At 70.0% G+C, this 24,730-nt stretch carries 19 protein-coding genes and 1 other RNA gene; 9 read left to right on the top strand and 11 right to left on the bottom strand.

Translation table 11 applies throughout. From position 1 onward, the window contains the following. Window positions 1-5: 5 nt before the first annotated feature. The gene (gene dnaX, locus AC3EGR_RS10560) at window positions 6-1,838 is read right to left on the bottom strand and encodes a DNA polymerase III subunit gamma/tau (RefSeq protein ID WP_488546431.1); all 1,833 of its coding nucleotides are present in this window, start codon (window positions 1,836-1,838) and stop codon (window positions 6-8) included. A gap of 64 nt (window positions 1,839-1,902) precedes the next feature. On the opposite strand from dnaX, the gene ffs reads away from it, so the two are divergent. From ffs to AC3EGR_RS10575, 3 genes are all read left to right on the top strand, one after another. After that, window positions 1,903-1,999, top strand: an RNA gene (ffs, locus tag AC3EGR_RS10565) — signal recognition particle sRNA small type. Between the two features lie 137 nt (window positions 2,000-2,136). Next, entirely contained in the window at window positions 2,137-2,610 is a 474-nt protein-coding gene (locus tag AC3EGR_RS10570) for a hypothetical protein (protein WP_488546432.1), read from the top strand. Window positions 2,611-2,766: 156 nt separating this feature from the next. After that, entirely contained in the window at window positions 2,767-3,399 is a 633-nt protein-coding gene (locus AC3EGR_RS10575; protein WP_488546433.1) for a hypothetical protein, read from the top strand. 9 nt (window positions 3,400-3,408) lie between these two features. On the opposite strand, the gene AC3EGR_RS10580 is transcribed toward AC3EGR_RS10575, so the two are convergent. The 3 genes from AC3EGR_RS10580 to AC3EGR_RS10590 are packed head-to-tail and all read right to left on the bottom strand — an operon-like array spanning window position 3,409 to window position 11,355. Further along, on the bottom strand, window positions 3,409-5,643 hold the full coding sequence (locus AC3EGR_RS10580) for an ATP-binding protein (RefSeq protein ID WP_488546434.1): 2,235 nt from the start codon (window positions 5,641-5,643) through the stop codon (window positions 3,409-3,411). Then, entirely contained in the window at window positions 5,640-8,885 is a 3,246-nt protein-coding gene (locus tag AC3EGR_RS10585; RefSeq protein ID WP_488546435.1) for a UvrD-helicase domain-containing protein, read from the bottom strand. Before AC3EGR_RS10585 ends, AC3EGR_RS10580 begins: the two co-directional genes overlap by 4 nt. A 4-nt stretch (window positions 8,886-8,889) precedes the next feature. Continuing rightward, on the bottom strand, window positions 8,890-11,355 hold the full coding sequence (locus AC3EGR_RS10590) for a PD-(D/E)XK nuclease family protein (RefSeq protein ID WP_488546436.1): 2,466 nt from the start codon (window positions 11,353-11,355) through the stop codon (window positions 8,890-8,892). Between the two features lie 155 nt (window positions 11,356-11,510). On the opposite strand from AC3EGR_RS10590, the gene trxA reads away from it, so the two are divergent. The 5 genes from trxA to AC3EGR_RS10615 all read left to right on the top strand — a co-directional run bounded on the left by trxA (window position 11,511) and on the right by AC3EGR_RS10615 (window position 16,822). Beyond that, window positions 11,511-11,843, top strand: a complete 333-nt coding sequence (gene trxA / locus AC3EGR_RS10595; RefSeq protein ID WP_488546437.1) for a thioredoxin TrxA — start codon at window positions 11,511-11,513, stop codon at window positions 11,841-11,843. Window positions 11,844-12,023: 180 nt separating this feature from the next. Next, entirely contained in the window at window positions 12,024-13,289 is a 1,266-nt protein-coding gene (gene rho, locus AC3EGR_RS10600; RefSeq protein WP_488546438.1) for a transcription termination factor Rho, read from the top strand. Window positions 13,290-13,454: 165 nt separating this feature from the next. After that, window positions 13,455-13,712, top strand: a complete 258-nt coding sequence (locus tag AC3EGR_RS10605) for a type B 50S ribosomal protein L31 (RefSeq protein ID WP_488546439.1) — start codon at window positions 13,455-13,457, stop codon at window positions 13,710-13,712. A gap of 84 nt (window positions 13,713-13,796) precedes the next feature. After that, on the top strand, window positions 13,797-15,482 hold the full coding sequence (locus AC3EGR_RS10610; protein ID WP_488546440.1) for a hypothetical protein: 1,686 nt from the start codon (window positions 13,797-13,799) through the stop codon (window positions 15,480-15,482). After that, complete coding sequence (locus AC3EGR_RS10615) at window positions 15,479-16,822, top strand: MATE family efflux transporter (protein WP_488546441.1); 1,344 nt, start codon at window positions 15,479-15,481, stop codon at window positions 16,820-16,822. Before AC3EGR_RS10610 ends, AC3EGR_RS10615 begins: the two co-directional genes overlap by 4 nt. Here the strand turns inward: AC3EGR_RS10615 and phoR are convergent. From phoR to pstS, 7 genes are read right to left on the bottom strand one after another with little or no spacing between them, the layout of a single operon-like run. Then, window positions 16,770-18,131 carry a phosphate regulon sensor histidine kinase PhoR gene (phoR, locus tag AC3EGR_RS10620; protein WP_488546442.1) on the bottom strand — a complete coding sequence of 454 codons (1,362 nt, stop codon included), beginning with the start codon at window positions 18,129-18,131 and terminating at the stop codon, window positions 16,770-16,772. The two genes, AC3EGR_RS10615 and phoR, sit on opposite strands and share 53 nt — an antisense overlap. Beyond that, window positions 18,128-18,820: a phosphate regulon transcriptional regulator PhoB gene (gene phoB, locus AC3EGR_RS10625; RefSeq protein ID WP_488546443.1), complete on the bottom strand. Its 693-nt coding sequence runs from the start codon at window positions 18,818-18,820 to the stop codon at window positions 18,128-18,130. The genes phoR and phoB overlap by 4 nt, the downstream gene beginning before the upstream one ends. A 7-nt stretch (window positions 18,821-18,827) precedes the next feature. Further along, window positions 18,828-19,532, bottom strand: a complete 705-nt coding sequence (gene phoU / locus AC3EGR_RS10630) for a phosphate signaling complex protein PhoU (protein ID WP_488546444.1) — start codon at window positions 19,530-19,532, stop codon at window positions 18,828-18,830. Window positions 19,533-19,546: 14 nt separating this feature from the next. Then, window positions 19,547-20,329 (bottom strand): phosphate ABC transporter ATP-binding protein PstB, encoded by a 783-nt coding sequence (pstB, locus tag AC3EGR_RS10635; RefSeq protein ID WP_488546445.1) that lies wholly within the window; start codon window positions 20,327-20,329, stop codon window positions 19,547-19,549. 2 nt (window positions 20,330-20,331) lie between these two features. After that, window positions 20,332-21,216, bottom strand: coding sequence for a phosphate ABC transporter permease PstA (gene pstA, locus AC3EGR_RS10640; protein WP_488546446.1), 885 nt, complete (start codon window positions 21,214-21,216; stop codon window positions 20,332-20,334). Further along, the gene (gene pstC / locus AC3EGR_RS10645; RefSeq protein WP_488546508.1) at window positions 21,213-22,196 is read right to left on the bottom strand and encodes a phosphate ABC transporter permease subunit PstC; all 984 of its coding nucleotides are present in this window, start codon (window positions 22,194-22,196) and stop codon (window positions 21,213-21,215) included. Before pstC ends, pstA begins: the two co-directional genes overlap by 4 nt. A gap of 23 nt (window positions 22,197-22,219) precedes the next feature. Then, a complete protein-coding gene (gene pstS, locus AC3EGR_RS10650) occupies window positions 22,220-23,257 on the bottom strand; it encodes a phosphate ABC transporter substrate-binding protein PstS (protein WP_488546447.1) in 1,038 nt (345 codons plus the stop codon). A gap of 125 nt (window positions 23,258-23,382) precedes the next feature. Here pstS and AC3EGR_RS10655 point away from each other — a divergent pair, with 125 nt between their 5' ends. Next, the gene (locus tag AC3EGR_RS10655; RefSeq protein ID WP_488546448.1) at window positions 23,383-24,708 is read left to right on the top strand and encodes a class I SAM-dependent methyltransferase; all 1,326 of its coding nucleotides are present in this window, start codon (window positions 23,383-23,385) and stop codon (window positions 24,706-24,708) included. Window positions 24,709-24,730 lie beyond the last annotated feature (22 nt).

Here is a 24,730-nt window from a genome sequence, read left to right on the forward strand (position 1 = left end):
TCTCTCTAGTGTTTCGCGATCGGTTTGATGCTGCCGGGGACGATTTTCGCCCCAAAGTCACGCTGCATCCGCTGCACGAAGGGATCGTTGAGGATGATCTGTTCGGCGGCGAGCTGGCGCTCGGCGGCGGCCACGGCGTTGCGGCGCGCTGGGCTGTCGGTGACAGGCCCCACCTCGACCGAGAGGTCGACCGCGTGGCCGGCGGCCTGCAGTGCGTTGCGCAGGCGCTCGCGGCTCTGCGGCTGGTTCAGCGATTCCCGTTCCACGCGCAGCATCCAGTGCCCCTCGTCGCGCGCGACGAGTTGCGCCTGCAGGGCGAGTTCGCGTACCAGCGCCGTGACGGCTTCGCGTTCCACGAGCTGCTGCACGGTGGCCTGCCAGAAATCGCCCTCGGGGGTGGGCACCACGGTGGGCACGCCGGAGGGCGCTTCGCGCAGGGGTTCGGGCTGCACGCGCACGGGCACGCCCATGACGTCGTTGCCGGCGCGCGGCGGCTGCGCCGCGCGCGGAGGCGCCTGGCGGGGTTCGACGACGGGCAGGACGTGCCCGGGGGGAGCGGCGGGCCGGGGTTGGGGTTGCGGGGCGGCGGCGGGGTTCGCTTCGCTCACCGCCACCCTCCGCTCGGGCATGGGAGGCGAGCTGCTCGCGGGCTGCGGTGACGCCGGAACCCCACCGCCACCGGCCGCGGCCGGTGGATTCACCGCCTTGCGCGGCTCATTCAGAGTTTTTTTTTCCTGCGCGCCCGGCTTGAAGGCCAGCAGCCGCAGCAAGACCATGGTCAAAGCCGCGTATTCGTCCGGCGCCAGGCCCAGCTCCTGCCGACCGTGCAGGCAGATGCTGTAAAGCAGCTGCGTCTCGTCCGCGGGCAGCAGCTGCGCGAGCCGCGCGATGGTCGCCGCTTCCTCGTCGCTCGTGTCCGCCGCCTGCGGCACGGCTTGCAGCACCGCCATGCGCTGCAGCACCATGCTCATCTCCTCCAGCGCGGCGCCGGCGGACAGGCCGTGCACGCGCAGCGCCTCGGAGGTTTCCACCAAGGACTGGCCATCGCCCTGCGCCAGCGCCTCGATGAGGCGGAAGACGTGGCTGCGGTCGACGCTCCCGAGCATCTGGCGCACGGGGCCTTCCTGCAGCTGGCCGCCGCCGAAGGCAATGGCCTGGTCGGTGAGCGACAGCGCATCGCGCATCGAGCCGCGCGCCGCCCGCGCGAGCAGCTTCAGCGCCTGCGCATCGGCGGGCACGGCCTCTTCCTGCAGCACGCGCGCGAGATGCTCCTGCACCGTCTCCGGCGCCATGGGCCGCAGGTTGAACTGCAGGCAGCGTGACAGCACGGTCACCGGCACCTTCTGCGGATCGGTCGTCGCCAGCACGAACTTGAGGTATTCGGGCGGCTCCTCCAGCGTCTTGAGCATCGCGTTGAACGCGTGCCCCGTGAGCATGTGCACCTCGTCGATCATGAAGACCTTGAAGCGCCCCTGCACCGGCTTGTAGACCGCCTGTTCCAGCAGCGACTGGACCTCGTCCACGCCCCGGTTGGAGGCGGCGTCCAGCTCCGTGTAGTCAACGAAGCGGCCGCTGTCGATGTCCGTGCAGGCCTGGCACACGCCGCAGGGGCTGGAGGTGATGCCGCCCTGCCCGTCCGGCCCCTGGCAGTTCAGCGACTTGGCCAGGATGCGCGACACCGTCGTCTTGCCGACGCCGCGCGTGCCGGTGAACAGGTAGGCGTGGTGCAGCCGCTGCTGCTCCAGCGCGTTGGTGAGAGCCTGCACCACGTGCTCCTGGCCGACCATCTGCGAGAAGGTCTTGGGCCGGTACTTCCGGGCGAGCACGAGGTAGGACATCCCGTCGATTCTAAAGGTGGCCTCCTGCGCACCCCGGCCGTGCGACTCGCCTACAATCACGGATGACGGGCCTCCCCGCATGGTGAAGCGGCCAACCGGGTCAGGTGGGGAACCAAGCAGCCCTAACTGTGGAGCCAGTGCCGGGGGTAAGGCTCGTCACCTTCTTCTCCCCTTCCTTGCCCTCCTGCATCCGCCAAGTCGCGCGAGTGTGCGGGAGTTGGCACTTGTTCCCCACCCGGACGATGTACACGGCCAACAGTGGCGCTTACATTTGTGACAACGAGGGTTGGGGGCATTCGTGAGCAACGCGAAACAAGTCCGCGCCCCTGGCCAGCTGCCGGCCGGGCGCGAGGAAGTCGAAGTCGTCGAGAAGAGCAGCGAAACTTCCTGGGCCATGTTCCAGGCCTTGCAGGGCCAGCAGCAGCGTGGCTTCGACAAGACGCGCCCCGCAGGCCTCGCCGGCGCCCCGGGGCAGCCCGCGGCCAGCGAGCAGGTCACCATCGACGACGTGCTGGTGGAGATCCGCCGCAACAACCGGGTGTGCCCCCTGCCGGCGATCTGGCAACGCCTGTACGCCTACCTGCCGAACACGGGAGCGCACCTGCCTCCCGTGCCGGCGACGCACGCCGAGTGGGCCCAGGTGCCCGCGCTCCAGAAGAGGGCGCGCCTGCGGGAGCACGTCGAATGGGCGAATACCCAAGGCGTGTTGCGTCAGGTCTACGAAGCGCTGCGCAAGCTGCCCGAGGGCAAGTGGCACCACATAGGGGAATAGCGTAAGCAGCGCGCGCCCCGCGCCCGTTCCCTACCCCCTTGTCCGCCACACCCTTGCCGACGCGGGTTCCTTTTCTTACAGGATTGCCGCTCAAGCTCCCACAAACTTCCATCAGCTGCGGAGCCTAGACTGCCTCGCATCACTGGGAGGTGAGCCATGGAGAAGGCCGCTGGAGCCGGCAAGCAGGCCGGCGTACGTTGGGAAGCCGCACTGGGCTGTCTTGCCGCCCTGGCAGGGGGCGTTCTCTGCCCCGCCGCACATGCGCATGACGCCGCGCAGGACGGCCCCGAAGTGCGGGTCGCACAGGCCCGGGTGGAGCCGCCCTTGCGCGTGCAGCTGCAGACCAGCGCGCTGCCTCGCTTCGACGCGCAGGATGGCGGCTTCCAGGCCGCCCGTGTCGACCTCTCGGTGACTCCCCTGAATGCGAACGGCAGCGGCCTGGGGGCGGTGCTGGGACTGGCCAGCCACTCCGCCGCGCCGCAGCCGCTCGGCCTGCAGGCGCGCGCGGCCGTGGACCTGGGCGTGCGCTGGACGCAGCGCCTGCAGAGCCAGCGCCAGATCGACGTCACGGCCTGGCGCCGCCTGACCGGCCCCGACGACGCCTACAGCTTGATCCAGATGCGGCAGCCGGTCTACGGCGCCCGCGTGGAGATGAACCTGGCGCCGGCTTCGAAGAGCGGCTTCGCCCTGGACCGCGGCTTCATCGGCATGCAGCTGGAAGGCGGCGCGCGCATCACGGTCAAGCGCAAGGACGGCCGCCCGATGGTGTACTACCGCACGAGCTTCTGAGCCCGCGGCTCAGGGCGCGGGCGGCAGTTCGAAGAAGAACTCCGTGCGCACGCCGGGCTCGCTGCTGAAGCCCAGGCGGCCCCCGTGCGCCTCGACGATGCTGCGGCAGATCGCCAGCCCCAGGCCCGTGCCGCCCTTGGCGCGCCGGTCCGAAGCGTCGGCCTGCGCAAAGCGCTCGAACACGCGGTCCTGGAACTCCGGCGGCACGCCGGGCCCGCGGTCCACGACCGCCAGGCGCGCCCAGCCGTCACGCTCCTCCAGGATCACGTCCACCTGGCCACCCACGGGCGAGAACTTGGCCGCGTTGGACAGCAGGTTGACGCAGACCTGCACGATGCGGTCCGCATCCGCCGTCACCACCGGCTGCGCGCGCAGCTCCTGCACGATGCGCACCCGCAGGCCGTCGGCATAGGCCTGCGTGTCGCGCACGGCCTGCTCCACCAGAGGCGCGAGCGGCTGCTGCTGCATGCGGTAGACGATCTTGCCGGATGCGATCTTCTCCAGGTCGAGCAGGTCGTTGATCAGCCGGATCAGCCGCTCGGAGCTCTCGTGCGACACCGCGAGCAGCTGGCGCGCGTCGGGCGGGAGCTCGCCGGCCATGCCGGAAGCCAGCAGGTTCAGCGATCCGTAGATTGCCGTGAGCGGCGTGCGCAGCTCGTGCGAGACCGTGGAGATGAATTCGTCCTTCATCCGCTCCACTTCCTTGCGCTGCGAGATGTCGTGGAGGAAAGCGCTGAAGAAACGTTCGCCGCCGGTGGACACGAGGCCGATCCTGAGCTCCACGGGGATCTCGCGTCCCTGGCGGTCCACCAGCCTGCGCTCGATCGGGCGGTTGAGGAAGGCGGCCTTGCCGGTGCGCGCATAGCTCGCCAGCGCCAGGTCCAGGTCGCCCGCGACGCCCTTGGGCAGCAGCAGCTCGCCGGCCAGGCGGCCCAGCACCTCCTCGCGTGCCCAGCCGAAGACGATCTCGGCCTGCGTGCTCCAGTCGGTGATGCGCCCGCGCAAGTCGAAGGCAATGAACGGGTCCTGTGCCGACTCGATGATGGTCTGGATGCGCTGCTCGTTGGCGCGCACCTTGGCGAATGCCTCCCGCAGCTCGGTCGTGCGCTGCTCGACCCGCTGCTCGAGCTGGGCGTTCAGCGCGTGCAGCTCGTCGCTCTTTTGCTGCACCGTTGCCAGCAGCGAGTTGAGCGCCGTGCCCAGGACCTCCACCTCGCGGTAGGCATCGGAGGCCTTCACCCGCGTGTCCTCGCCCTGCTCCAGCCGGCGCGCGGAAGCGGCCAGGTCCAGCAAGGGACGCGCGATCTGGCGTGCCGCCAGCCATCCGAGCAGGGAGAACACCAGGGCGAGCAAGCCGCCGCCGAGCGCGACGCGACGCTGCAGCTCGCGCACCGGCTGGTAGGCCACGTCCGTGTCCTGCCGCACGAGGATGTGCCAGCCCAGTCCAGGCGAGGACATGAAGCCCCGGGCCGAGTCGTAGCCGACCACGTAGGTCTTCCCGTCGGGCCAGCGTTCGGTCGTGTGGCCCTGGCCGCCGGCCTGCGCGGCGCGCAGGCTCGCCGTGGCGAGCGTCCTGCCTTCCAGGTCGGCCGGGCCCATCAGCACCACGCCGTCGCGCGACAGGATCAGGGGCTCGGTCGTGGCCGGCCCGGTGCCGAACACCGCCTGCCGCACGTCACGCGCCCAGTCCCAGGACACGTGCGCGCCGAGCACGCGCAGGCCGTCGCCGTCCTGGAAGGGGAAGGCGACGTCGTAGAAGCGCCGGGCGCGACCCTCCGGCGAGAGCTGGCGGGGCAGCAGCACCTCCTCGTGCACCGGGCCTAGGTTGACGCCCGCCAGCGCCTGCCGGAACCAGGCATGCGAGGCGACGTTCTCGCCCACGCGGGCGTCGTCGCTGGCGGCCAGCACCACGCCATCCGCGCGCGCCACCCCCATCCACAGGTAGTAGCGGTAGCTGCTCTTGGCTTCGTCCAGCTCCACCTGCACGAGCGCGTCGTCGGGCAGCCGCGCGAGCCGGGCGGACATCAGCTGCAACTCGCGGTGGCGCTCGAACATGCCCCGGTCCAGGCGGTTGGCCATCTGGTGCGCCAGCACCGCCAGGTTGCTGCCGATGCCGGTGGCGACATCGCGGCTGGCGTTGCGCTCGATCACCAGCGCCATGACGATGGTGAGCAGCACCGTCAGGGCCGAGAACGCGGCGGCGAGCCATGCGCCCAGGGTGCGCCCCCCGCCCCGCCAGGTCATGCCGGCACCACCCTGCCCTGCGCCGTGAGGAAGGCGCAGCGCACCGGCGCGCCCCCCTGGGCGGCCGCCACCACCTCGCGGTAGCGCTGCATCTGCGCGCGCAGCTGCGGCTGGCGCTCGGGCTGCGACGCCGACTTGTAGTCCAGCACCCACCACTCGCCGGTGTCGCGGCGGCGCACCAGGCGGTCCAGCCGCAGCGATTCGCCGGCCGCGTGCAGCTCGACCTCGTTGCCCTGGAAGTCGACCACGGCCGGGTCCCAGGCCCATGCGCCCTCGCCCTGCAGGATGCGCAGCGCCATCGCCGCGGCCTGGTCCGCTGCGCCCGGCTCCAGCGCGAACAGGCGCTCCACTTCGCGCAGCTGCGCGGGACCGATGCCGGCGCGCGGCTGCCAGGTTTCCAGCAGGCGGTGCATCGCCTCGCCCAGGCGCGAGGCGCGGTTGCCCTCGGGCGGCTGCGGCCGCAGCCATTCCATGGTGACTGCGGCACTCGCGCCGGGCACCACGTGCAGGACGACGGTGTCGGCGCCTTCGCGCGCCGGCTCGATCGCCATCGCCGTGCCGGGAGCGGGCAAGAGCGTCGCGCATGGCAGCAGGCGCTGCCACCAGGTGGCGTTCGCCGGCGCCTGCGAGGGCACGACCGACGAGATCACCAGTTGGCGCTCGGCGCGCGTCATCGCGACATACAAGGCGTTGAGTTCCTCCCGGGCACGGGCCACCTGCTCCACCGCCAGCGCGTCGACGCTGCAAGCCGGCGGGCGCGTCTCGCTGGTGAGGAAGGCAAAGCGCCAGGGGGCGGGCGCCTCGCCCGGCCACTCGCACAAGGCGCCCATGGATTCCGGACGCGAGGGCGCGCTGTCGGTGTCGAGCAGCACGACCACCTGCGCTTCCAGGCCCTTGGCGCCGTGCACCGTCAGCAGCCGCACCACGCCGCTGGCGGCGACGGCCGGACCGCGGATGCCGCCGGCCTTGAGCGCGCGCACGAAGGCATAGGGGGTGAGGTAGCGGCCGCCGCCCACCTGCAGCGCCGCGCCGAGCAGCGCCTGCAGGTTGGCCTGCACCGTGCCGCGCAAGGGGGCCGGCATGCTGCGGGCGAAACGTGCGAGCACGTCGCCGTCGTCGTAGACCGCCTGCAGCGCGTCGTGCGGCGGCAGCGCCTGCACCCAGCGCTGCCACTGCTTCAGGCGCGCTGCGATCGCGGCACAGCCTGGCGGCAGGCCCTCGCCTTGTTGCAGCAACTCGAACCAGGACCGCGGCGGACCGGCTTGCGCTGCCGCGCGGGCGCACTGGGCCAGCGCGACCAGCACCTCGTCGCCGCAGCCGAAGAGCGGCGACTTGAGCACGCGCGCGAGCGACAGGTCGTGGCCGGGCGAGACCAGCACGTCGAGCAGCGCGGCGAGGTCCTGCACCTCGGGCGCCTCGCACAGGTCGGTCTTCTCCGGCTGCTGCGCGGTGATGTGCAGGGTGCGCAGCTCGTTTTCCATGGCGGACAGGCGCTCGCGGCGGCGCGCCAGCACCATCACCTCGCCGGGCTCGAGGCCCGTGCGCAGCTGCTGCGCGATCCAGGCGGCCGCCTGCCGGCATTCCAGCGCGACGAGGCGTTCCTCGGGCAGTTCGCGCGGCACGGTGAGGCTGTCGCGCCAGGCGAGCCCCTCTTCTTCCTCCTGCGCGGCGCGCTCGGGCCGCGGCACCGGCGGCAGCGCGAGCACGGCGCCCGCATCGACGGACTGCGTCGTGTGGGCGCGGAAGTCCTGGTACTGGCCTTCGCGCTGCGCCTGCTCCATCACCGTGTTCACGGCGGCGAGCACGGCAGGCGCGTTGCGGTGCGTGTGGTCGCAACTCAGGCGGTCGCCGCCCAGGTCGCGGCCGATGAACTCCTGGGCCGCGCGGAACACCTGCGGCTCCGCGCGCCGGAAGCGGTAGATGCTCTGCTTGGGATCGCCGACGATGAACACGCTGGGCCCGTCCCCGCCCGCGCCTGCATAACTGGCCAGCCAGGCATGCAGCGCCTGCCACTGCAAGGCGTTGGTGTCCTGGAACTCGTCGATCAGCAGGTGCCGCACGCGCTGGTCCAGGCGCTCCTGCACCCAGCCGGCCAGTACGGGGTCGGACAGCAGCACGTGCGCGGTGCGCTCGACATCGCTCATGTCCACCCAGCCCTGCTCGCGCTTGAGGGCGGCATAGCTTTCCAGCAGCAGGCGCGCCAGGCGGGCGATGCGCTGGTGGTGCAGCCAGGCCTCGTGCTGGTGGACGGCGCCGCACAGCTCCTGCAGCTCCACCTCGGCCTCGATGGCCGCGGGGTACTTGGCCAGGTGCGTCTTCAGGCGGTCTTCCCTGGCCACGAACAGCGCCTCGCGCAGCAGCTTCTGCCTTTGCTCCAGCGGCTCGCATTCGAAGGCGATGACGATCGCATTGCCGGCCACCTGGGGCGTCTTGTTCTTCTCGGCCCCGAGGGCGCGGGCGCGGTCCAGCCAGCGCCGGCGCGCGGGCTCGCCCGCCAGCGCCTGCTCGGGACGCGCGAGCCCCGCCAGCCGCGGGAAGATTTCGCCGAACGGCCGCACGGAATCGGCCACGACGCCGACGGCGTCGGCCATGGCGAACTCCACCCGCTTGGAAAGCGCCGACTCCAGCGCCTTGGCGGTGTTGAAACGGCCGTGCGCGGCCACGCAGGCCTCGTAGTCGGCGCGGGCGGCCGGTTCGCGCTCCACGGCGGCATGGAAGCGCCGCCACACGCGTGCCACCGCCTCCTTGTCGTCTTCCAGCAGCTCGAAGCGCGTGGGCAACCCCAGCGACTGCAGCACCGACAAGGGCGCGCCCCGCAGCAGCGCGGCGAACCAGCTGTGGAAGGTTCGGATCTGCACGGGCCGTCCAGCCTGCAGCAGCTCGGCGTAGAGCCCGCGCAGCGCCGTGCGCTGGGCCGCATCGGCCTGCGGCAGGCCGCGCGCACGCAGCGCTTCGGCGAGTTCGTCGTCGGGCGCCGTGCTCCAACGCGCCAGCCATTCGTCCAGGCGCTGGCGCATCTCGCCCGCTGCCTTGCGCGTGAAGGTGATGGCCAGGATGTCCTGCGGCTGCGCGCCGGCGAGCAGCGCCCGCAGGATGCGCGAGACCAGCATCCAGGTCTTGCCGGCGCCCGCGCAGGCCTCCACCGCCACGTGGCGGCGGGGATCGCAGGCGACGGCGTAGAACTGCTCGCGCGTGACGGTGCGCCCGTTGTGCTCGTAGGCCGGCTCCACTGGCAGCGCCATCGCTTCACTCACTCCAGGAATCCCTCCGGCACAGGCCGCGCGCGGCGCAGAACTCGCACGCGCGACCTTCGCCCAGGGCGGGCATGGGCGCGCCCTCGGCGATGCGGCGCATCTCGGTGGCGATCGCCTCCTGCAACAACTGGCTCGCCTCCTGCAGGGACTCGTGCACGACGGCCTCGACCTTGCCGCGCTCGCCGACGTTCAGGTACGCCGCCCGCACCTCGCGCCCGGGCAGCAACAGCGCATAGAAGGCCAGCTGCGTGTCCTCCAGCGGCGTCTTCATGCGGTCCTTGGTGACCTGCAGCCCTTCGGTCTTGTAGTCCATCACCAGCGTGCCGCCGCCCGGCAGCCGGTCGATGCGGTCTATCCAGCCTCCCAGCGTGAGCGTTCCGAGCGGCACCGTGTGCTCGCCCTCGGCCTCTTCGAACAGGCCTTCGTGCTCCTGCAGCCAGGCGAGGTAGCCCTCGCGCACGGCGGGCCACGCCGCGGCGAACGGCAGGAACTCGCCCTCGCCGAGACGCAGCCGCTCCATGGATTCGCGCGCGATCGCCTCCAGCAACGTGGCGCGCTCCCCGGGCGGGACGTCGCCACGATCGCGCAGCGCCTCGTGGAAGACCTTGAGCACGCCGTGCAGCCAGGTGCCGAAGTCGCGCTTGTCGACCTCGGATTCGATCTCGTCGGCTTCCTTCAGGCCCAGCATGCGCATGGCGAAGAAGCGATAGGGACAGCGGCGCAGGTCCTCGTAGCTGCTGGCGGACAGCTGCGCGGGCACCAGCTGCGGCGCCTGGACCGAGGGCCGCGCCACGGGCTGTGCGGCCTCCTCGCGCAGGCGGCGCGGATCGCTCGCGGCCGTGCCGCCGCCTGCGAGGCGCAAGGCCTGCACCATCGGGCTGGCCAGGCTGCGCTCGCCGGTATCGTCGCTCGCGCGCCAGAGCACGTCGGCCTCGGGCGTCTGCATGGCGTGGGCCCAGGCGGCGCGCTGCGCCGCTTCCAGGTCGGCGCGCAGCGGCAGCCCGAGCAGCGCGCGCTGCGCCTGCGACCAGCCGGCCGGCGGCTCCGGCGAGGCGGGCAGGCTGCGCTCGTCGCAACCGGGCAGGACCAGGGACGCGAACGGATGGCCCAGCAGCTGGCTCATGGGCAGCACCACGACCTGCTCGTCGCCGCGATGCGGCGGCACGAAGCTGGCGCTCTCCAGCACCTCGTTGGCCCAGGCGTTGAACTCGCGCGCGTTCAGCCGCCGCTGGGCCCGCGGCCAGGCCGCCCAGTCGCCAGCGGCGGACTCGTCCAGCCGCAGCGCCTCCAGCGCCTTCTGGCCGGCCGCGTCCGAACGCAGCACGTCCCACTGGCCGCAATCGCGCAGCACCTGGCGCGTGGCCGCCAGCCAATCCAGCAGCGTGCGGGGCGCCTGCAGGCTCTCGCGCCAGGCCGCCACGCGTTGCGCCGCCGCCTGCAGGCCTTCCGATTCGCCCCAGTCCGAAGCGCGCAGCATGCGCCATTCGCGCTGCCCGGCGCGACGCACCTTGCGCTCCAGCCCCTGCACGGTGCCGGAGCCCATCGCCGGCACGTTCTTCAGCCAGTCCAGCACCGCGTCCGCCGGCGCATCCCAGGCGCAACCGCGCAAGGCCGTCATGAGGTTGGCGGCGGCGCGCGTGGTGGACAGCTTCCAGCCGGTCTCGTCGCGCACCGGCACGCCGCGCGTGAACAGCAAGGCGCCGATGCGCCGCGTCAGCACGCGGTCGGTGGCGCCGAGGGCGACGGGCACCTGGCCGGCGTCGAGGCGGCGCAGCACGCAGGCCGCGGCACGTTCCGCTTCCTCGGTCGCGTCCGCGGCCGCGTGCAGGGCGATCGCACCTTGCGGCGCCTCGGCCGGCAAGGGCCAGGTCAGCGCGCGCTCGACCAACTGGCGTGCCAGCGCCTGCGGCACGGCCTCGGCCTGGAAGCCTTGCAGGATCACCAGCAGGTCCAGGTCCGCCGCCAGGCTGCCATCGAGCAAGGCGTCGGTGGCATAGGCCGAAGCGGCAACCCATTCGAAGGCGATGCGCGCGATCGCGGCTTCGATGGCCACGGCAGGCGCTTCCATGCCTTGCAGCAGCTGCGGGCGCAGGCCGGCGGCCCAGTCGGCGCGCTGCGCGGGCGGGACGGCGCGTGCCGCTTCGGCCGCTTGCCACGCCGCATCCACGAGTTGTCCGGCGAGTGCATCGGCCTGCGCGCGCAGCCCGCCCTGCTCCAGCCAGCCGCGCGCCGTCAGCAGGTCGCGGCCGATGTCGAACGACAGGTCCAGGTCGCCCGGAAGCCAGGGGCGCTGGCGCGCCCAGTTCATCGTGGTCTCGAAGCGCGGGGCGAAGCCGTCGGGGGCGAGCGCGGCCCAGAACCGCCGCGCCACGGGCATGAGCTGTGCGTAGGGCAGGAGCACGACGGTGCGCGCGGCATGGGCGCCGCGGGCCGCCATTTCGGCCTGCAGCTTTTCCATGAGCTCCCGCCAATGCCGCGTGGATGGATGGTGAATTGCTATCCCATCCATAGCAAACACCCGCCGGCCCCGCCCCGGCGAGGGGTCTTGGTTTCTGTCACAATGCCCTGACTGTAGCTGTAGCGGGGGTGGTCCCCGCCTCCCGAGAGGAATCCATGGCCAGCGACCTGATCAAGCACATCTCCGACGCGTCGTTCGAATCCGACGTCCTGAAAGCCCAGAAGCCCGTGCTGGTGGACTATTGGGCGGAGTGGTGCGGTCCGTGCAAGATGATCGCGCCCATCCTCGACGAAGTGTCCGAAACCTACAAGGACAAGCTCCAGGTCGCCAAGATGAACGTGGACGAGAACCGCGACGTGCCCGCGAAGTTCGGCATCCGCGGCATCCCCACCCTGATGCTGTTCAAGGACGGCCAGCTCGCCGCCACCAAGGTGGGCGCGATGAGCAAGGCGCAACTGACCGCCTTCCTCGACCAGCAGTTGGCGTAACGCCACGCCAGACCCGAACGGGGCCCCGACGGCCCCGTTTCTCTTTTTTTGCTGCATAATCCGCCCCATCGCTGATCCGCCACAGGCAGGCGGGCAGTCCGAACCGGTTCGCAGGGCATCTCTCGCCCGGCACAGAACCTTCCCCCCAGACCTTCAGAAAATCCCCCAAGGGGTCCCTCCATGCACCTGAACGAACTCAAGGCGCTGCACGTCTCGGAAGTCCTCAAGCAGGCCGAAGAGCTCGAAATCGAAAACGTCGGCCGCATGCGCAAGCAGGAGCTGATGTTCGCCATCATCAAGAAGCGCGCCCGCGCTGGTGAACAGGTGTTCGCCGATGGCGTCCTCGAGATCCTGCCGGACGGCTTCGGCTTCCTGCGCAGCCCGGACACGAGCTACACCGCGAGCACCGACGACATCTACATCTCGCCTTCGCAGGTGCGCCGCTTCAACCTGCACACCGGCGACATGATCGAGGGCGAAGTCCGCACGCCCAAGGACGGCGAGCGCTACTTTGCGCTGACCAAGCTCGACAAGGTCAACGGCGGCGTGCCGGAGGACAACAAGCACAAGATCATGTTCGAGAACCTGACGCCGCTGTTCCCCCGGGAACAGATGCGCCTGGAACGCGACAACCTCAAGGGCGAAGAGAACATCACGGGGCGGATCATCGACATCATCGCCCCCATCGGCAAGGGCCAGCGCGCGCTGATCGTGGCGCCGCCCAAGAGCGGCAAGACGGTGATGATGCAGCACATCGCGCACGCGATCGCCGCCAATTTCCCCGACAGCTACATGATGGTGCTGCTCGTGGACGAGCGCCCGGAAGAAGTGACCGACATGCAGCGCTCGGTGAAGGCCGAGGTGATCGCGTCCACCTTCGACGAGCCGGCCGCCCGCCACGTGCACGTCGCGGAGATGGTGATCGAGCGCGCCAAGCGCCTGGTGGAACTGAAGAAGGACGTGGTGATCCTGCTGGACTCGATCACCCGGCTGGCGCGCGCCTACAACAACGTCGTGCCCTCCTCCGGCAAGGTGCTGACCGGCGGTGTCGACTCCAACGCGCTGCAGCGCCCCAAGCGCTTCCTGGGCGCGGCGCGCAACGTGGAAGAAGGCGGCTCGCTGACCATCATCGCCACCGCGCTGATCGACACCGGCTCGCGCATGGACGAAGTCATCTTCGAAGAGTTCAAGGGCACCGGCAACTGCGAACTGCACCTGGACCGCCGCCTCTACGAGAAGCGCGTCTTCCCCTCCATCCAGCTCAATCGCTCCGGCACCCGCCGCGAGGAACTGCTGCTGGCCCCCGAGATCCTGCAGAAGACCCGCATCCTGCGCCAGTTCATGTACAACATGGACGAGATCGAGGCGATGGAAATGGTGCTCAAGTCGATGAAGGCCACCAAGACCAACGTGGAGTTCTTCGACATGATGCGGCGCGGCGGCTGAACGGCCGGATAGCTTTACCGCACAGGCCGCACCTACCCTGCGCGCCTCTGCGGTGAATGGCCCGCATCCTGGCTCTGCCTTGCCTGCCGGGCTATAATCGCAGGCTGACTGCGGAAAGTACGCCGGAATAGGCTGGCGCGGCTACTGACACCTGACGAGGACCCCATGAAAGACGGCATTCACCCCAATTACCGCGACGTGTGCTTCCAGGACCTGTCGAACGGTTTCAAGTTCGTCACGCGTTCCTGCGTGCCGGCTCGCGACAAGATCACGATGGAAGACGGCCGCGAGCTGCCGCTGTTCAAGCTGGACACCTCCAGCGAATCGCATCCGTTCTACACGGGCACCCAGAAGTCGGTGAACGACATGGGCGGCCGCGTCGACAAGTTCTTCAAGAAGTTCGGCAAGCCCACGGGCAAGTAAGCCGCGTGGCACCCAGGAAAGGCAGCTTCGGGCTGCCTTTTTTGTTGCCGGGGCCGGCCGCCGGCCTGTGACACACTCCCGCGCGTGAACCGCCCCACCCCCGCCATCGTCGCCCAGAGCGCCGTGCGGCGCCTGCCCCGGCTGGCGCTGCTGCTGTTCTGCGCGGCGTACGTGCTGACCGGGTTCGTCGGCCGCGAGCCCTGGAAGAACGCCGACATCATGGCGTTCGGCTACATGTTCGAGCTGGCCCACGGCAACGCGAGCTGGCTGCACCCCCAGCTGCTCGGGCAAGCCCCGGAATTCACGGCCCTCCTGCCGTACTGGCTGGGCGCGTGGGCGATGCAGGTGGCGCCGTCCTGGGTGCAGCCGGATTTTGCCGCGCGCATCCCGTTCATCGGCCTGCTGGTCCTGAGCCTGGTGGCGGCCTGGTACGGCGTGTACTACCTCGCCCGCACGCCCGCCGCCCAGCCCGTGCCCTTCGCTTTCGGCGGCGAGGCCCGCCCCACGGACTACGCCCGGGCGATCGCCGACGGCGCCCTGCTTGCCCTCATCGCCTCGCTCGGGCTGATGCAACTCTCGCACGAGACGACGCCGGCGCTGGCGCAGCTCTCGTTCACGGCGCTCACCTTCTACGGCCTGGCGGCCCTGCCTTACCGGCTGGTGGTGCCCGCCGTCGCCGTCCTCGTCGGACTGGTGGGACTGGGGCTCAGCGGAGCGCCTGCCATGGCGGCCCTGTTCGCCGCGGGGGGCGCCGTGCTGCACGCCAGCGATGCCGAGGACGCGGACGACCGTCAGGTGACCCGCACCCAGAGCGTGGCCGTGGTGCTCGCCGCGGCGCTCGTGGCGGCCGCGGCCGGCGCGGCCCTGGGGATGTGGGAGTGGCGGCTGCAGCCCACCTCCGAGCTCACCGTGCACCAAGGGGGCTCCTTGCTGCGCCTGTTCGCGTGGTTCACCTGGCCGGCCTGGCCCCTGGCCCTCTGGACGGTGTGGCGCTGGCGCCGGCAACTCGGGCGCCGGCACGTCGCCTTGCCCTTGTGGTTCGCCCTGGTCGGCATCGTCGCGGCGGCCTTCTCGCACACCCCCGACCGCAACCTGCTCCTGGCACTGCCGGCGCTCGCCGCGCTCGCGGCGTTCGCGCTGCCCACCCTGCAGCGCAACGTCTCCGCGCTGATCGACTGGTTCACCCTGCTGTTCTTCAGCTCCTGTGCGCTGGTGATCTGGGTGATCTGGATCTCGCTGCAGACCGGCGTGCCCGCCAAGCCGGCGGCCAACGTCGCCCGGCTGGCGCCCGGCTTCCAGCCCAGCTTCGGCTGGGTGGCCTTCGCGATGGCGCTGATCGCCTCCGTTGCCTGGCTGGCGCTGGTGCGCTGGCGCACCAAGCGCAATCGCCAGGCGATCTGGAAGAGCCTCGTGCTGCCGGCCGGCGGCGCGGCGCTCGCCTGGCTGCTGGTCATGACCTTGTGGCTGCCAGTGCTGGACTACGCCCGCAGCTATGCGGCGCCCGTGCAGCGGCTGGTGGCGCGCATCGACGCCCCCGGCTGCGTGCAGGCCTTCGGGCTCAATCGCCCGCAGCTCGCGGCCCTCAGGTACCACGGCCGGATGGACCTGCGCACGGCCTCCACCACCAGTCCGTGCACCTGGCTGGTCGCCACCGAGGACCTGGAACTCTCGGTGCCCACGGCCTTCGACAAGAAGCACTGGGTGCTGGTCGCGCGCATTCCGCGCCCGACCGACGCCCGCGAGAACCTGCTGCTGTACAAGAAGAAGTGAACGAACGCGGGATCATCGCGCGCCACGCCGGCACGGTGCTGGCGGGCCAGCTGGCCACCATGGCCTTCGGCATCACCGACACCATCGTCGCCGGCCGCTTCTCGCAGCAGGCGCTGGCCGCGCTGTCCGTGGGATCGGCCGTCTACATCTCGGTGTTCGTGGCCATGATGGGCATCTTCCAGGCCCTGCTGCCCACCTGGGCCGAGCTGCACGGCGCGGCCCGCCACGCCGACGTCGGGCGCTCGGTGCGGCAGGCGCTGTACCTCGCCGCGCTGGCCTCGCTGGTGGGCGTGATCGGCCTGCTCTATCCCAACGCGCTGCTGCACGGCGCGCAGGTGCCGGCGGCCCTGCAAGGCAGCGTGCGCCAGTACCTCGGCGTGCTCGCCCTGGCCCTGCCGCCCGCGCTCCTGTTCCGCATGTACAGCACCTTGAACCAGAGCCTGGGCAAGCCGCAGCTGGTGACCTGGCTGCAGCTCGGCTCGCTCGCGGCCAAGGTGCCGCTGACCATCTGGTTCGCCTTCGGCGGCCTGGGCCTGCCGGCGGGAGGCGCGGTGGGCTGTGCCTGGGCCACGGTGGTCGTGACCTGGGCGATGCTGCTGGTCGCCTTCTGGCTGGTGCGCCACGACCCGCTGTACCGGCCTTATGCGATCTGGCACGCGATCGAGCCGCCGCACTGGCCCACCATCGGCGAGTTCGCGCGCCTGGGCATCCCGGCCGGCCTGTCGATCATGGTGGAAGTCACCTCGTTCACGCTGATGGCCCTGCTGATCGCCCGCCAGGGCACGCTGCCGGCGGCGGCGCACCAGATCGCGGCGAACATGGCGGCGGTGCTGTACATGGTGCCGCTGTCCATCGCGATCGCCACCAGCGCGCGGGTCAGTTACTGGCTGGGCGCGGGCGACCCGCGGCAGGCCCGCGCCAGCATGCGCAGCGGCTTTCGCATGGGCCTGGGCATGTGCGTAACCCTGGCTTGCACGGTGCTGCTGGCGCGCTCCGGCATTGCCTCGCTGTACTCGGGCGACGCGCAGGTGGCCGCCGTCGCCGCTGGCCTCCTCGCCTGGGTCGCCGTCTACCATTTCGGCGACACCATGCAGGCCCTGTGCGTCTTCATGCTGCGCTGCTACCGGGTCACGGTCGCCCCGCTGGTGGCCTACTGCGTCGTGCTCTGGGGCGTGGGCGTGGTCGGCGGCTACCTGCTCGCTTACCGGGGACTGGGGACGGTGCCGGCGCAGCAGAGCCCAACGGCCTTCTGGGTGGCGAGCAGCAGCGCGCTCGCCCTGCTCGCCCTCATCCTGCCGCTGATTCTGTGGCGGGCCGTGCGCCGCTTCCGGCCGGCCTGAGTTCGGGCGCGCGCACGCGGCCCGCGGGCAACACGATGGTGAAGGTGGAGCCGGCGCCGGGCGTGCTTTCGATGCGCAGCTCGCCGCCGTGCCGCTGCACCACGTGCTTGACGATGGCCAGGCCCAGGCCGGTGCCGCCGCTTTCGCGCGAGCGGCTGCGGTCCACGCGGTAGAAGCGCTCCGTCAGCCGCGGCAGGTGTTCCTGGCCGATGCCGGGACCGGTGTCGCGCACGGCGAGTTCCAGCCCGTCGTTCTCGCCGCGGCGCACCTGGACTTCCACCGTGCCGCCCGTGGGCGTGTAGCGCACGCCGTTGCTCACCAGGTTGGACACGGCACTTTGCAGTTCGCCGGCGGCGCCGGCCACCTCCCAGCCGGACGCGTCGGCAAAGCGCAGGTCCAGGCTCTTGCGCTGGCTGGCCGCGAGCGAGCGCGCCTCCTGCTCCGCCTGCGCGAGCAGGCCGGCCACCGAGGTCCACTCAGACTTGCCCGGCAAGGGGCTGCCTTCCAGGCGCGAGAGCGACAGCAGGTCCTGCACCAGCGTCTGCATGCGTTGCGCCTGCTGGCCCATCATCTGCAGGTAGCGCTGGCGCTCCTCCTTGGGCAGTTCCAGCGTCTGCAGCGTCTCGACGAAACCGGAAAGCACCGTCAGCGGCGTGCGGATCTCGTGCGACACGTTGGCGACGAAGTCGCGCCGCATGGCCTCCGCCTGCTCCAGCTCGGTCACGTCGCGCGAGAGCAGCAGGCGCCGCCCTTCGCCGTAGGGGTGGACGTACAGCGCCAGCCGGCGCGGCCGCGCCGCCGAACTCGCCGGTGCTTCGACAACCACCTCGCGCGTGTAGTGCCCCGCGTGATAGAAGCTGGCGAAGCCCGGGTCGCGCACGAGGTTCAGGATGTGCTGCAGCAGGTCGCGCGCGGGGTCCAGCCCGAAATGGGCGCTGGCCGTCTGGTTGCACCATTCGATGCGGCCCTGCGGGTCCAGCAGCACGACGCCGTTGGGCGACCCACGGATCGCCTCGAGGAAGGCCTCCAGGCGGCGCTCGGCGTCTTCCGCGCGCTGCTCGCGGGCGAGGAGGGCCCGCCGGGCACGCTCGGCCGCCTCGCCCCAGGTGCCACCGAGGGTGGGCGCGCCGCGCAACTGCCCTTCGCGCAGCCAGCGCAGGACGCGCCGCGCGCGCCAGCTCTCGATCACGAACCAGGCCAGCGCGCCGGCCGCGACACCGATGGCGGCGCCGCCGGCCTCGCCGAGCAGCCAGCCCCCGATCGCGCCGGCAGCCAGGCACACAAGAAAGCCGAGTAGCCGCAAGGTCATGCCGGGTGGGCCGTGATGCGGTAGCCGGCCCCGCGCACCGTCTCGACCAGCACGCCGCCCGGCCCCAGCGCCTCGCGCAGGCGCTTGACGTGCACGTCCACCGTGCGCTCCTCGATGAAGACGTGGTCGCCCCACACGCGGTCCAGCAACTGCTGGCGGCTGTGCACGCGCTCGGGATGGCGCATGAGGTAGTGCAGCAGCTTGAATTCGGTGGGCCCGATCTTGACCGGCCGGCCGTTCCAGAGCACCCGGTGCGCCGCTGCGTCCAGGCTGATGCCGCCCAGGGTCACCGTCTCCTCGGACTTCTCCGGCGTGCGCCGGCGCAGCACGGCGCGGATGCGGGCGAGCAGCTCCTGGGTCGAGAACGGCTTGGTGATGTAGTCGTCGGCGCCGGCGTCCAGCCCCGCGACCTTGTCCGGCTCGTCGCCACGCGCAGTGAGCATCAGGATCGGGATCGCCTTGGTGCGGCCGTCCGCGCGCCAGCGCCTGGCCAGCTGCAGGCCGCTGGAACCGGGAAGCATCCAGTCCAGGAGGATGGCGTCGGGCAGCACCGCATCGATCTCGCGCTGGGCGGCGTCGCCGTCCTCGGTCCACACCGGCGACATGCCGTTGTGCCGCAGGTTCACCGCGATCAGCTCGGCGATCGCCGGCTCGTCCTCCACGATCAGGATGCGTGGCTGGTTCTTCATCGCTTCCCTACTTGACCGCCGACTCGATGTGCTCGATGGAACTGTGGCGCACGTCCGCGCCCTTGACCACGTAGATGATGAACTCCGCGATGTTCTTGGCGTGGTCGCCGATGCGCTCGATCGCCTTGGCCACGAACAGCAGGTCCAGGCTGCTGGAGATGGTACGCGGATCCTCCATCATGTACGTGATCAGCTTGCGCACGAAGCCGTCGAACTCCTCGTCGAGCAGGTCGTCCTGCTTCATGATGGACACTGCCGCGGCCGTGTCCAGGCGCGCGAAGGCGTCCAGGGCGCGCCGCAGCTGGCCGGACGCGAGGTCCGCGGCGACATTCAGCTCGCTCGCCGGAAGCGTGCGCACCGACCCGCTCTTGGCGATCATGGACTGCACCATGCGCGCGATGCGCTCGGCTTCGTCGCCCACGCGCTCCAGGTTGGCCGTGGTCTTGGACATCGCCATGAGCAGGCGCAGGTCCCGCGCCGTCGGCTGGCGCCGCGCGATGACCGAGGACAGGTCCCGGTCGATCTCGATCTCCATCTGGTTCACCCGCGCTTCGGTCTCCATGACCTGGCGCGCCGCTTCCTCGCTGAAATGGGCCAGCGCGTAGATCGCCTGCCGGATCTGGGCTTCGGCCAGGCCGCCGAGTTCCATGACGCGCTGGGACAGCGCATTGAGCTCGCTGTCGAACTGGGTCGAAAGATGTTTGTCAGCCATGTTCCGTCCTCTCTTCAGCCGAAGCGGCCGGTGATGTAGTCCTCGGTTTCCTGCCGCTTGGGCTTGAAGAAGATCTGCTCGGTCTCGCCCACTTCCACCAGGTCGCCCAGGTACATGTACGCCGTGTAGTCCGACACGCGCGCCGCCTGCTGCATGTTGTGCGTGACGATCACCACGGTGTAGTCCTTCTTCAGCTCCACGATCAGCTCCTCGATCTTGCCGGTGGAGATCGGGTCCAGCGCGGAACAGGGTTCGTCCAGCAGCAGCACCTCGGGCTTGATGGCGATGCCGCGCGCGATGCACAGGCGCTGCTGCTGCCCGCCGGAGAGGCCGGCACCGCTCTGGCTCAGCTTGCCGTTGACCTCGTCCCACAGCGCCGCCTTGCGCAACGCCCACTCCACGCGCTCGTCCATGTCCGCATCCGACAGCGACTCGAACAGGCGCACGCCGAAGGCGATGTTGTCGTAGATGGACATGGGGAAAGGCGTGGGCTTCTGGAACACCATCCCGACCTTGGCGCGCAGCAGCGCCACGTCCTTCTTCGAGGTGAGCAGGTTCTCCCCGTCCAGGACGATCTCGCCCTGCGCGCGCTGGTCCGGGTAGAGCTCGTACATGCGGTTGAAGGTGCGCAGCAGCGTCGACTTGCCGCAGCCCGAAGGGCCGATGAAGGCCGTGACCTTTCGCTCGGGGATCTCCAGGTTGATGTTCTTCAGCGCGTGGAAGCGCCCGTAGTAGAAGTTCAGGTTGCGCACGGCCAGTTTGGCGCGCACGCGTTCGGGTGCGATGGAGGCGTCCATGGTCAGAGCTTGTTGCGCGTGAGCACGCGCGCGAGAATGTTCAGGCCCAGAACGGCCATGGTGATGAGGAAGACGCCGGCCCAGGCGAGCTGCTCCCAGTTCTCGTAGGGGCTCATGGCGAACTTGAAGATGGTGACCGGCAGGCTGGCCATGGGCTGGGCCAGGTCGGAGGTGAAGAACTGGTTGTTCAGCGCGGTGAAGAGCAGGGGCGCCGTCTCGCCGGAGATGCGCGCCACGGCCAGCAGGATGCCCGTGACCACACCGGCACGGGCGGCGCGCAGCGTGATGCGCGTGATGACCTTCCACTTCGGTGCGCCCAGGGCATAGGCTGCTTCGCGCAGTGCCGATGGCACCAGCAGCAACATGTTCTCGGTCGTGCGGATGACGACCGGGATCACGATCAGCGCCAGCGCGATCGCACCGGCCCAGCCGGAGAAATGCTTGAAGCGCGCGACGACGACCGCATAGACGAACAGGCCGATCACGATCGACGGCGCCGACAGCAGGATGTCGTTGACGAAGCGCGTCGTCGTGCCCAGCCAGCCCTTCACGTCGTATTCGGCCAGGTAGATGCCGGCCATGATGCCGATGGGCGTGCCCACGAAGGTGGCGAGCACCACCATCAGGAAGGAACCCCACAGGGCATTGAGCAGGCCGCCTGGATCGTTGGGCGGCGGCGTCATCTGGCTCACGGCTGCCCAGTTCAGGCCGCCGATGCCCAGCTGCACGGTGGACCAGAGGATCCACACCAGCCAGAACACGCCGAAGGCCATGGCCGCGAGCGACAGCGCCAGCGCGACCTTGTTGACGCGCTTGCGCTTGCCGTACTGGCGCTCGCGCTGTTCGGCCAGGGCTGCCGCCAGCATCAGCGAGTCGCCCGTGCTCATGACCGCGCTCCTTCCGCGCGGCGCAGGCGCGCGAGCAGCAGCTTGGACAGGGTGAGCACCACGAACGTGATGAAGAACAGCACCAGGCCCAGGTAGATCAGCGCCGCTTGGTGCATGCCGCTGGCGGCCTCGGCGAACTCGTTCGCGAGTGCGGAAGTGATGCTGTTGGCGGGCGCGAAGAGGCTGAGCGAATCGAGCTGGTTGAAGTTGCCGATCACGAACGTGACCGCCATCGTCTCGCCGAGCGCACGGCCCAGGCCCAGCATGATGCCGCCGATGACGCCGCCCTTGGTGTAGGGCAGCACCACCTTGAACACCACCTCCCAGGTCGTCGAGCCCAGCGCGTAGGCGGACTCCTTGAGCATGGGCGGGGTGACCTCGAACACGTCGCGCATGACGGCGGCGATGAAGGGAATGATCATGATCGCGAGGATGATTCCCGCGGACAGGATGCCGATGCCCACGGCGGGACCGGAGAAGAGCGTGCCCAGCCCGGGCACGTTGGCGAACACGGACTGCAGCGGCTGCTGCACGAAGGTGGCCAGCAAGGGACCGAACACCAGCAGGCCCCACATGCCGTACACGATGGAGGGGACCGCCGCGAGCAGTTCGATGGCCGTGCCCAGCGGCCGCTTGAGCCAAGCGGGCGAAAGCTCGGTGAGGAAGACGGCGATGCCGAAGCTCACGGGCACGGCGATGACGAGCGCGATCAGCGAGGTCGCCAGCGTGCCGTAGATCATCACCAGGCCACCGAACTCTTCGCTCACCGGGTCCCAGGTCGTCGATGCGAAGAAGCCCAGCCCGTACTTCTCGATTGCGGGCCAGGCGCCGATGAAGAGCGACGCGAGGATGCCGAGCAGCAAGGCGAGCGTCAGCAGCGCGGCGCCACGCGCGGTCCAGCCGAATAGCCGGTCCAGGATGGCGCCGGTCCGAATGCGGGAAACAGGCGACGACGCATTCGCCGGCCGCCGGCTCTCCAGCGCCCCGTAGTCGATCGCGGTCGTCACTGGGTCGCGAGTTGCTTGCCCGAGCCATCCTTGAGTTCGGCGGCCCACAGCTTCTGGACCTGGGCCTTCACGCCGGCGGGCATCGGCACGTAGTCCAGGTCCTCGGCGGTCTTGTCGCCGTTCTTGTAGGCCCAGTCGAAGAACTTGAGCGTCGCGGCAGCCTCCGCCGGCTTGTCCTGCACCTTGTGCAGCAGGATGAAGGTGGCGCCGGTGATCGGCCAGGACTGCGCGCCGGGCTGGTTCGTGAGGATCTGGTAGAAGCTCCTGGACCAGTCTGCGCCGACGGCCGCGGCCTTGAAGGCGCTGTCGTCGGGGTTCACGAACTGGCCGGCAGCGTTCTGCAGCGATGCGTAGGTCATCTTGTTCTGCTTCACGTACGCGTACTCGACGTAGCCGATGGAGTTGCGCAGGCGGCCCACGAAGGCGGCGACGCCCTCGTTGCCCTTGCCGCCCGCGCCGGTGGGCCAGTTGACGGCGGTGCCTTCACCGACCTTAGCCTTCCAGTCGGCGTTGGCCTTGGACAGGTAGTTGGTGAAGATGAAGGTGGTGCCGGAACCGTCGGCACGGCGAACCGGGGCGATGGCGGCATCGGGCAGCGCGAGGCTGGGGTTCAGCGCCTTGATCGCGGTGTCGTTCCACTTCGTGATCTTGCCCAGGTAGATGTCGCCCAACACCTGGCCGTTCAGGCGCAACTGGCCGGGGGCGATCCCCTGGATGTTCACCACCGGCACGACGCCGCCGATCACGGTCGGAAACTGGATCTGTCCCTTCCTGGCCAGTTCCTCGTCCTTCAGCGGCATGTCCGACGCGCCGAAGGCAACCGTCTTGGCGTCGATCTGCTTGATGCCGGCACCGGAGCCGACGGACTGGTAGTTGATCCTGACGCCGGTCGCCTTGTTGTAGTCGGCGGCCCAACGGGCGTACAGGGGAGCCGGGAAGCTCGCGCCTGCGCCGGTCACGTCCTGCGCGGCAGCGACGCCGGCGAAGGCCACGGCGGCCAGGGCAACGGAAGCCACGGGGAGGCGGAAATTCATGCGGGTGCCTTTTCGGGTTTTGGGAAGGGATTGACTGCACTCTAGAAAGCTTTCGTGACAGGTTCATGACGCCACCCCCGGCCAATCACCATGGACGGCCGGAACGCGTTCGCTAGACTGGACCCATGGCGGAGAACTCCAAGGTTCGCGATCTGTACGAAGCCTTCCCATTCCCGGCGCGCAATGCCGCAGCGGAAAGACCCGGCAGCCTGCCGCTGACGCGCACCGACATCCTGGGCAAGGTCTGTCATCACGCGTTCGGCGGCCGGCGGGATTTCAGCAAGGGGTTTCGAGCGCTCGTTGCCGGCGGCGGCACGGGGGACGCGGCCATCTTCCTGGCCGCGCAACTGCAAGGCTGCGGCGCGGAGGTCGTCTATCTGGACATCAGCGAGGCGAGCATGGAGATCGCCCGCCAACGCGCCCGGGCTCGTGGGCTGGAATCCGGGATTCGATGGGTGCACGGCTCCTTGCTGGACGCCCCGCGACTGGGCCTGGGGCTCTTCGACTACGTCAGCTGCCTGGGCGTGCTGCACCACCTTCCACAGCCCGATGCCGGCCTGCAGGCGCTCGCGCAGGTGCTGAAGGACGACGGCGGCATGGGCCTGATGGTTTACGGCCGCTATGGACGTGCCGACGTCTATGCGATGCAGGACCTCATGCGCCTCCTGAACCGCGACGAGCCCGACCTGCGCAGGCAGGTCGACAACTTCAGGGAAGCAGTGCGCGCACTGTCCCCGTCACACCTGATGCTGCGTGGCCGCACTCGCCAGCAGCTCGAGGCCAGGATGGCCGACGAGGCGAACCTGGTCGACACGTTTCTCCATGCGCAGGATCGTGCGTACACGGTGCCCGAGTTGTACGAATTCGTGCAGGGCGCGCGCCTGTCCCTGGTGAACTTCACGAACTTCCACGACACGCTGCGCCTGGAGTACGAACCGGACATCTACTGCGGCAACGGGGACTTCAAGGGAAAGCTGCTTGCCCGCGCACCGCGCGAGCGCCACGCGGTCGGTGAGCTGCTGCACGGGCACATGTATGTGCACGGCTTCTATGCCGCCCGCCCGGGCCGTTCGGCGGCGAGTTTCCTGGACCCGGAGATGGTGCCCTTCTTCCTCACCCTGCCCGCAGCCGAATACGCACAGCAGCTTGGCAACCGCGGCAGCGCCAGACTGGCTCTGTCCTCTCGCCACACGATTCAGCTGGTTCCGGGCGCGCCCGCGATGGCGTGCCTGCGGTTGATCGATGGCGTGCGAACCCTTGCGCAGGTCTGGACGGAGGTCGGTCGCGAACTGAAGCTCTCGCCCACGGACGTGGCGGCAGCAGCCGCTGCGGACCTGGAGCGCTTCAACGCCTTGAACTGGGTGTTCCTGCGGCACGGGCAATCCCACGCCCCGCCGATGCTCGCGTATCCGTTTCGCGGGGACGCGGCACGGATCGAACCGGACGTCTGAAGGCCGACCGAACCGCGGAAGG

The sequence above is a fragment of the Ramlibacter sp. G4-7 genome, from assembly GCF_057784995.1.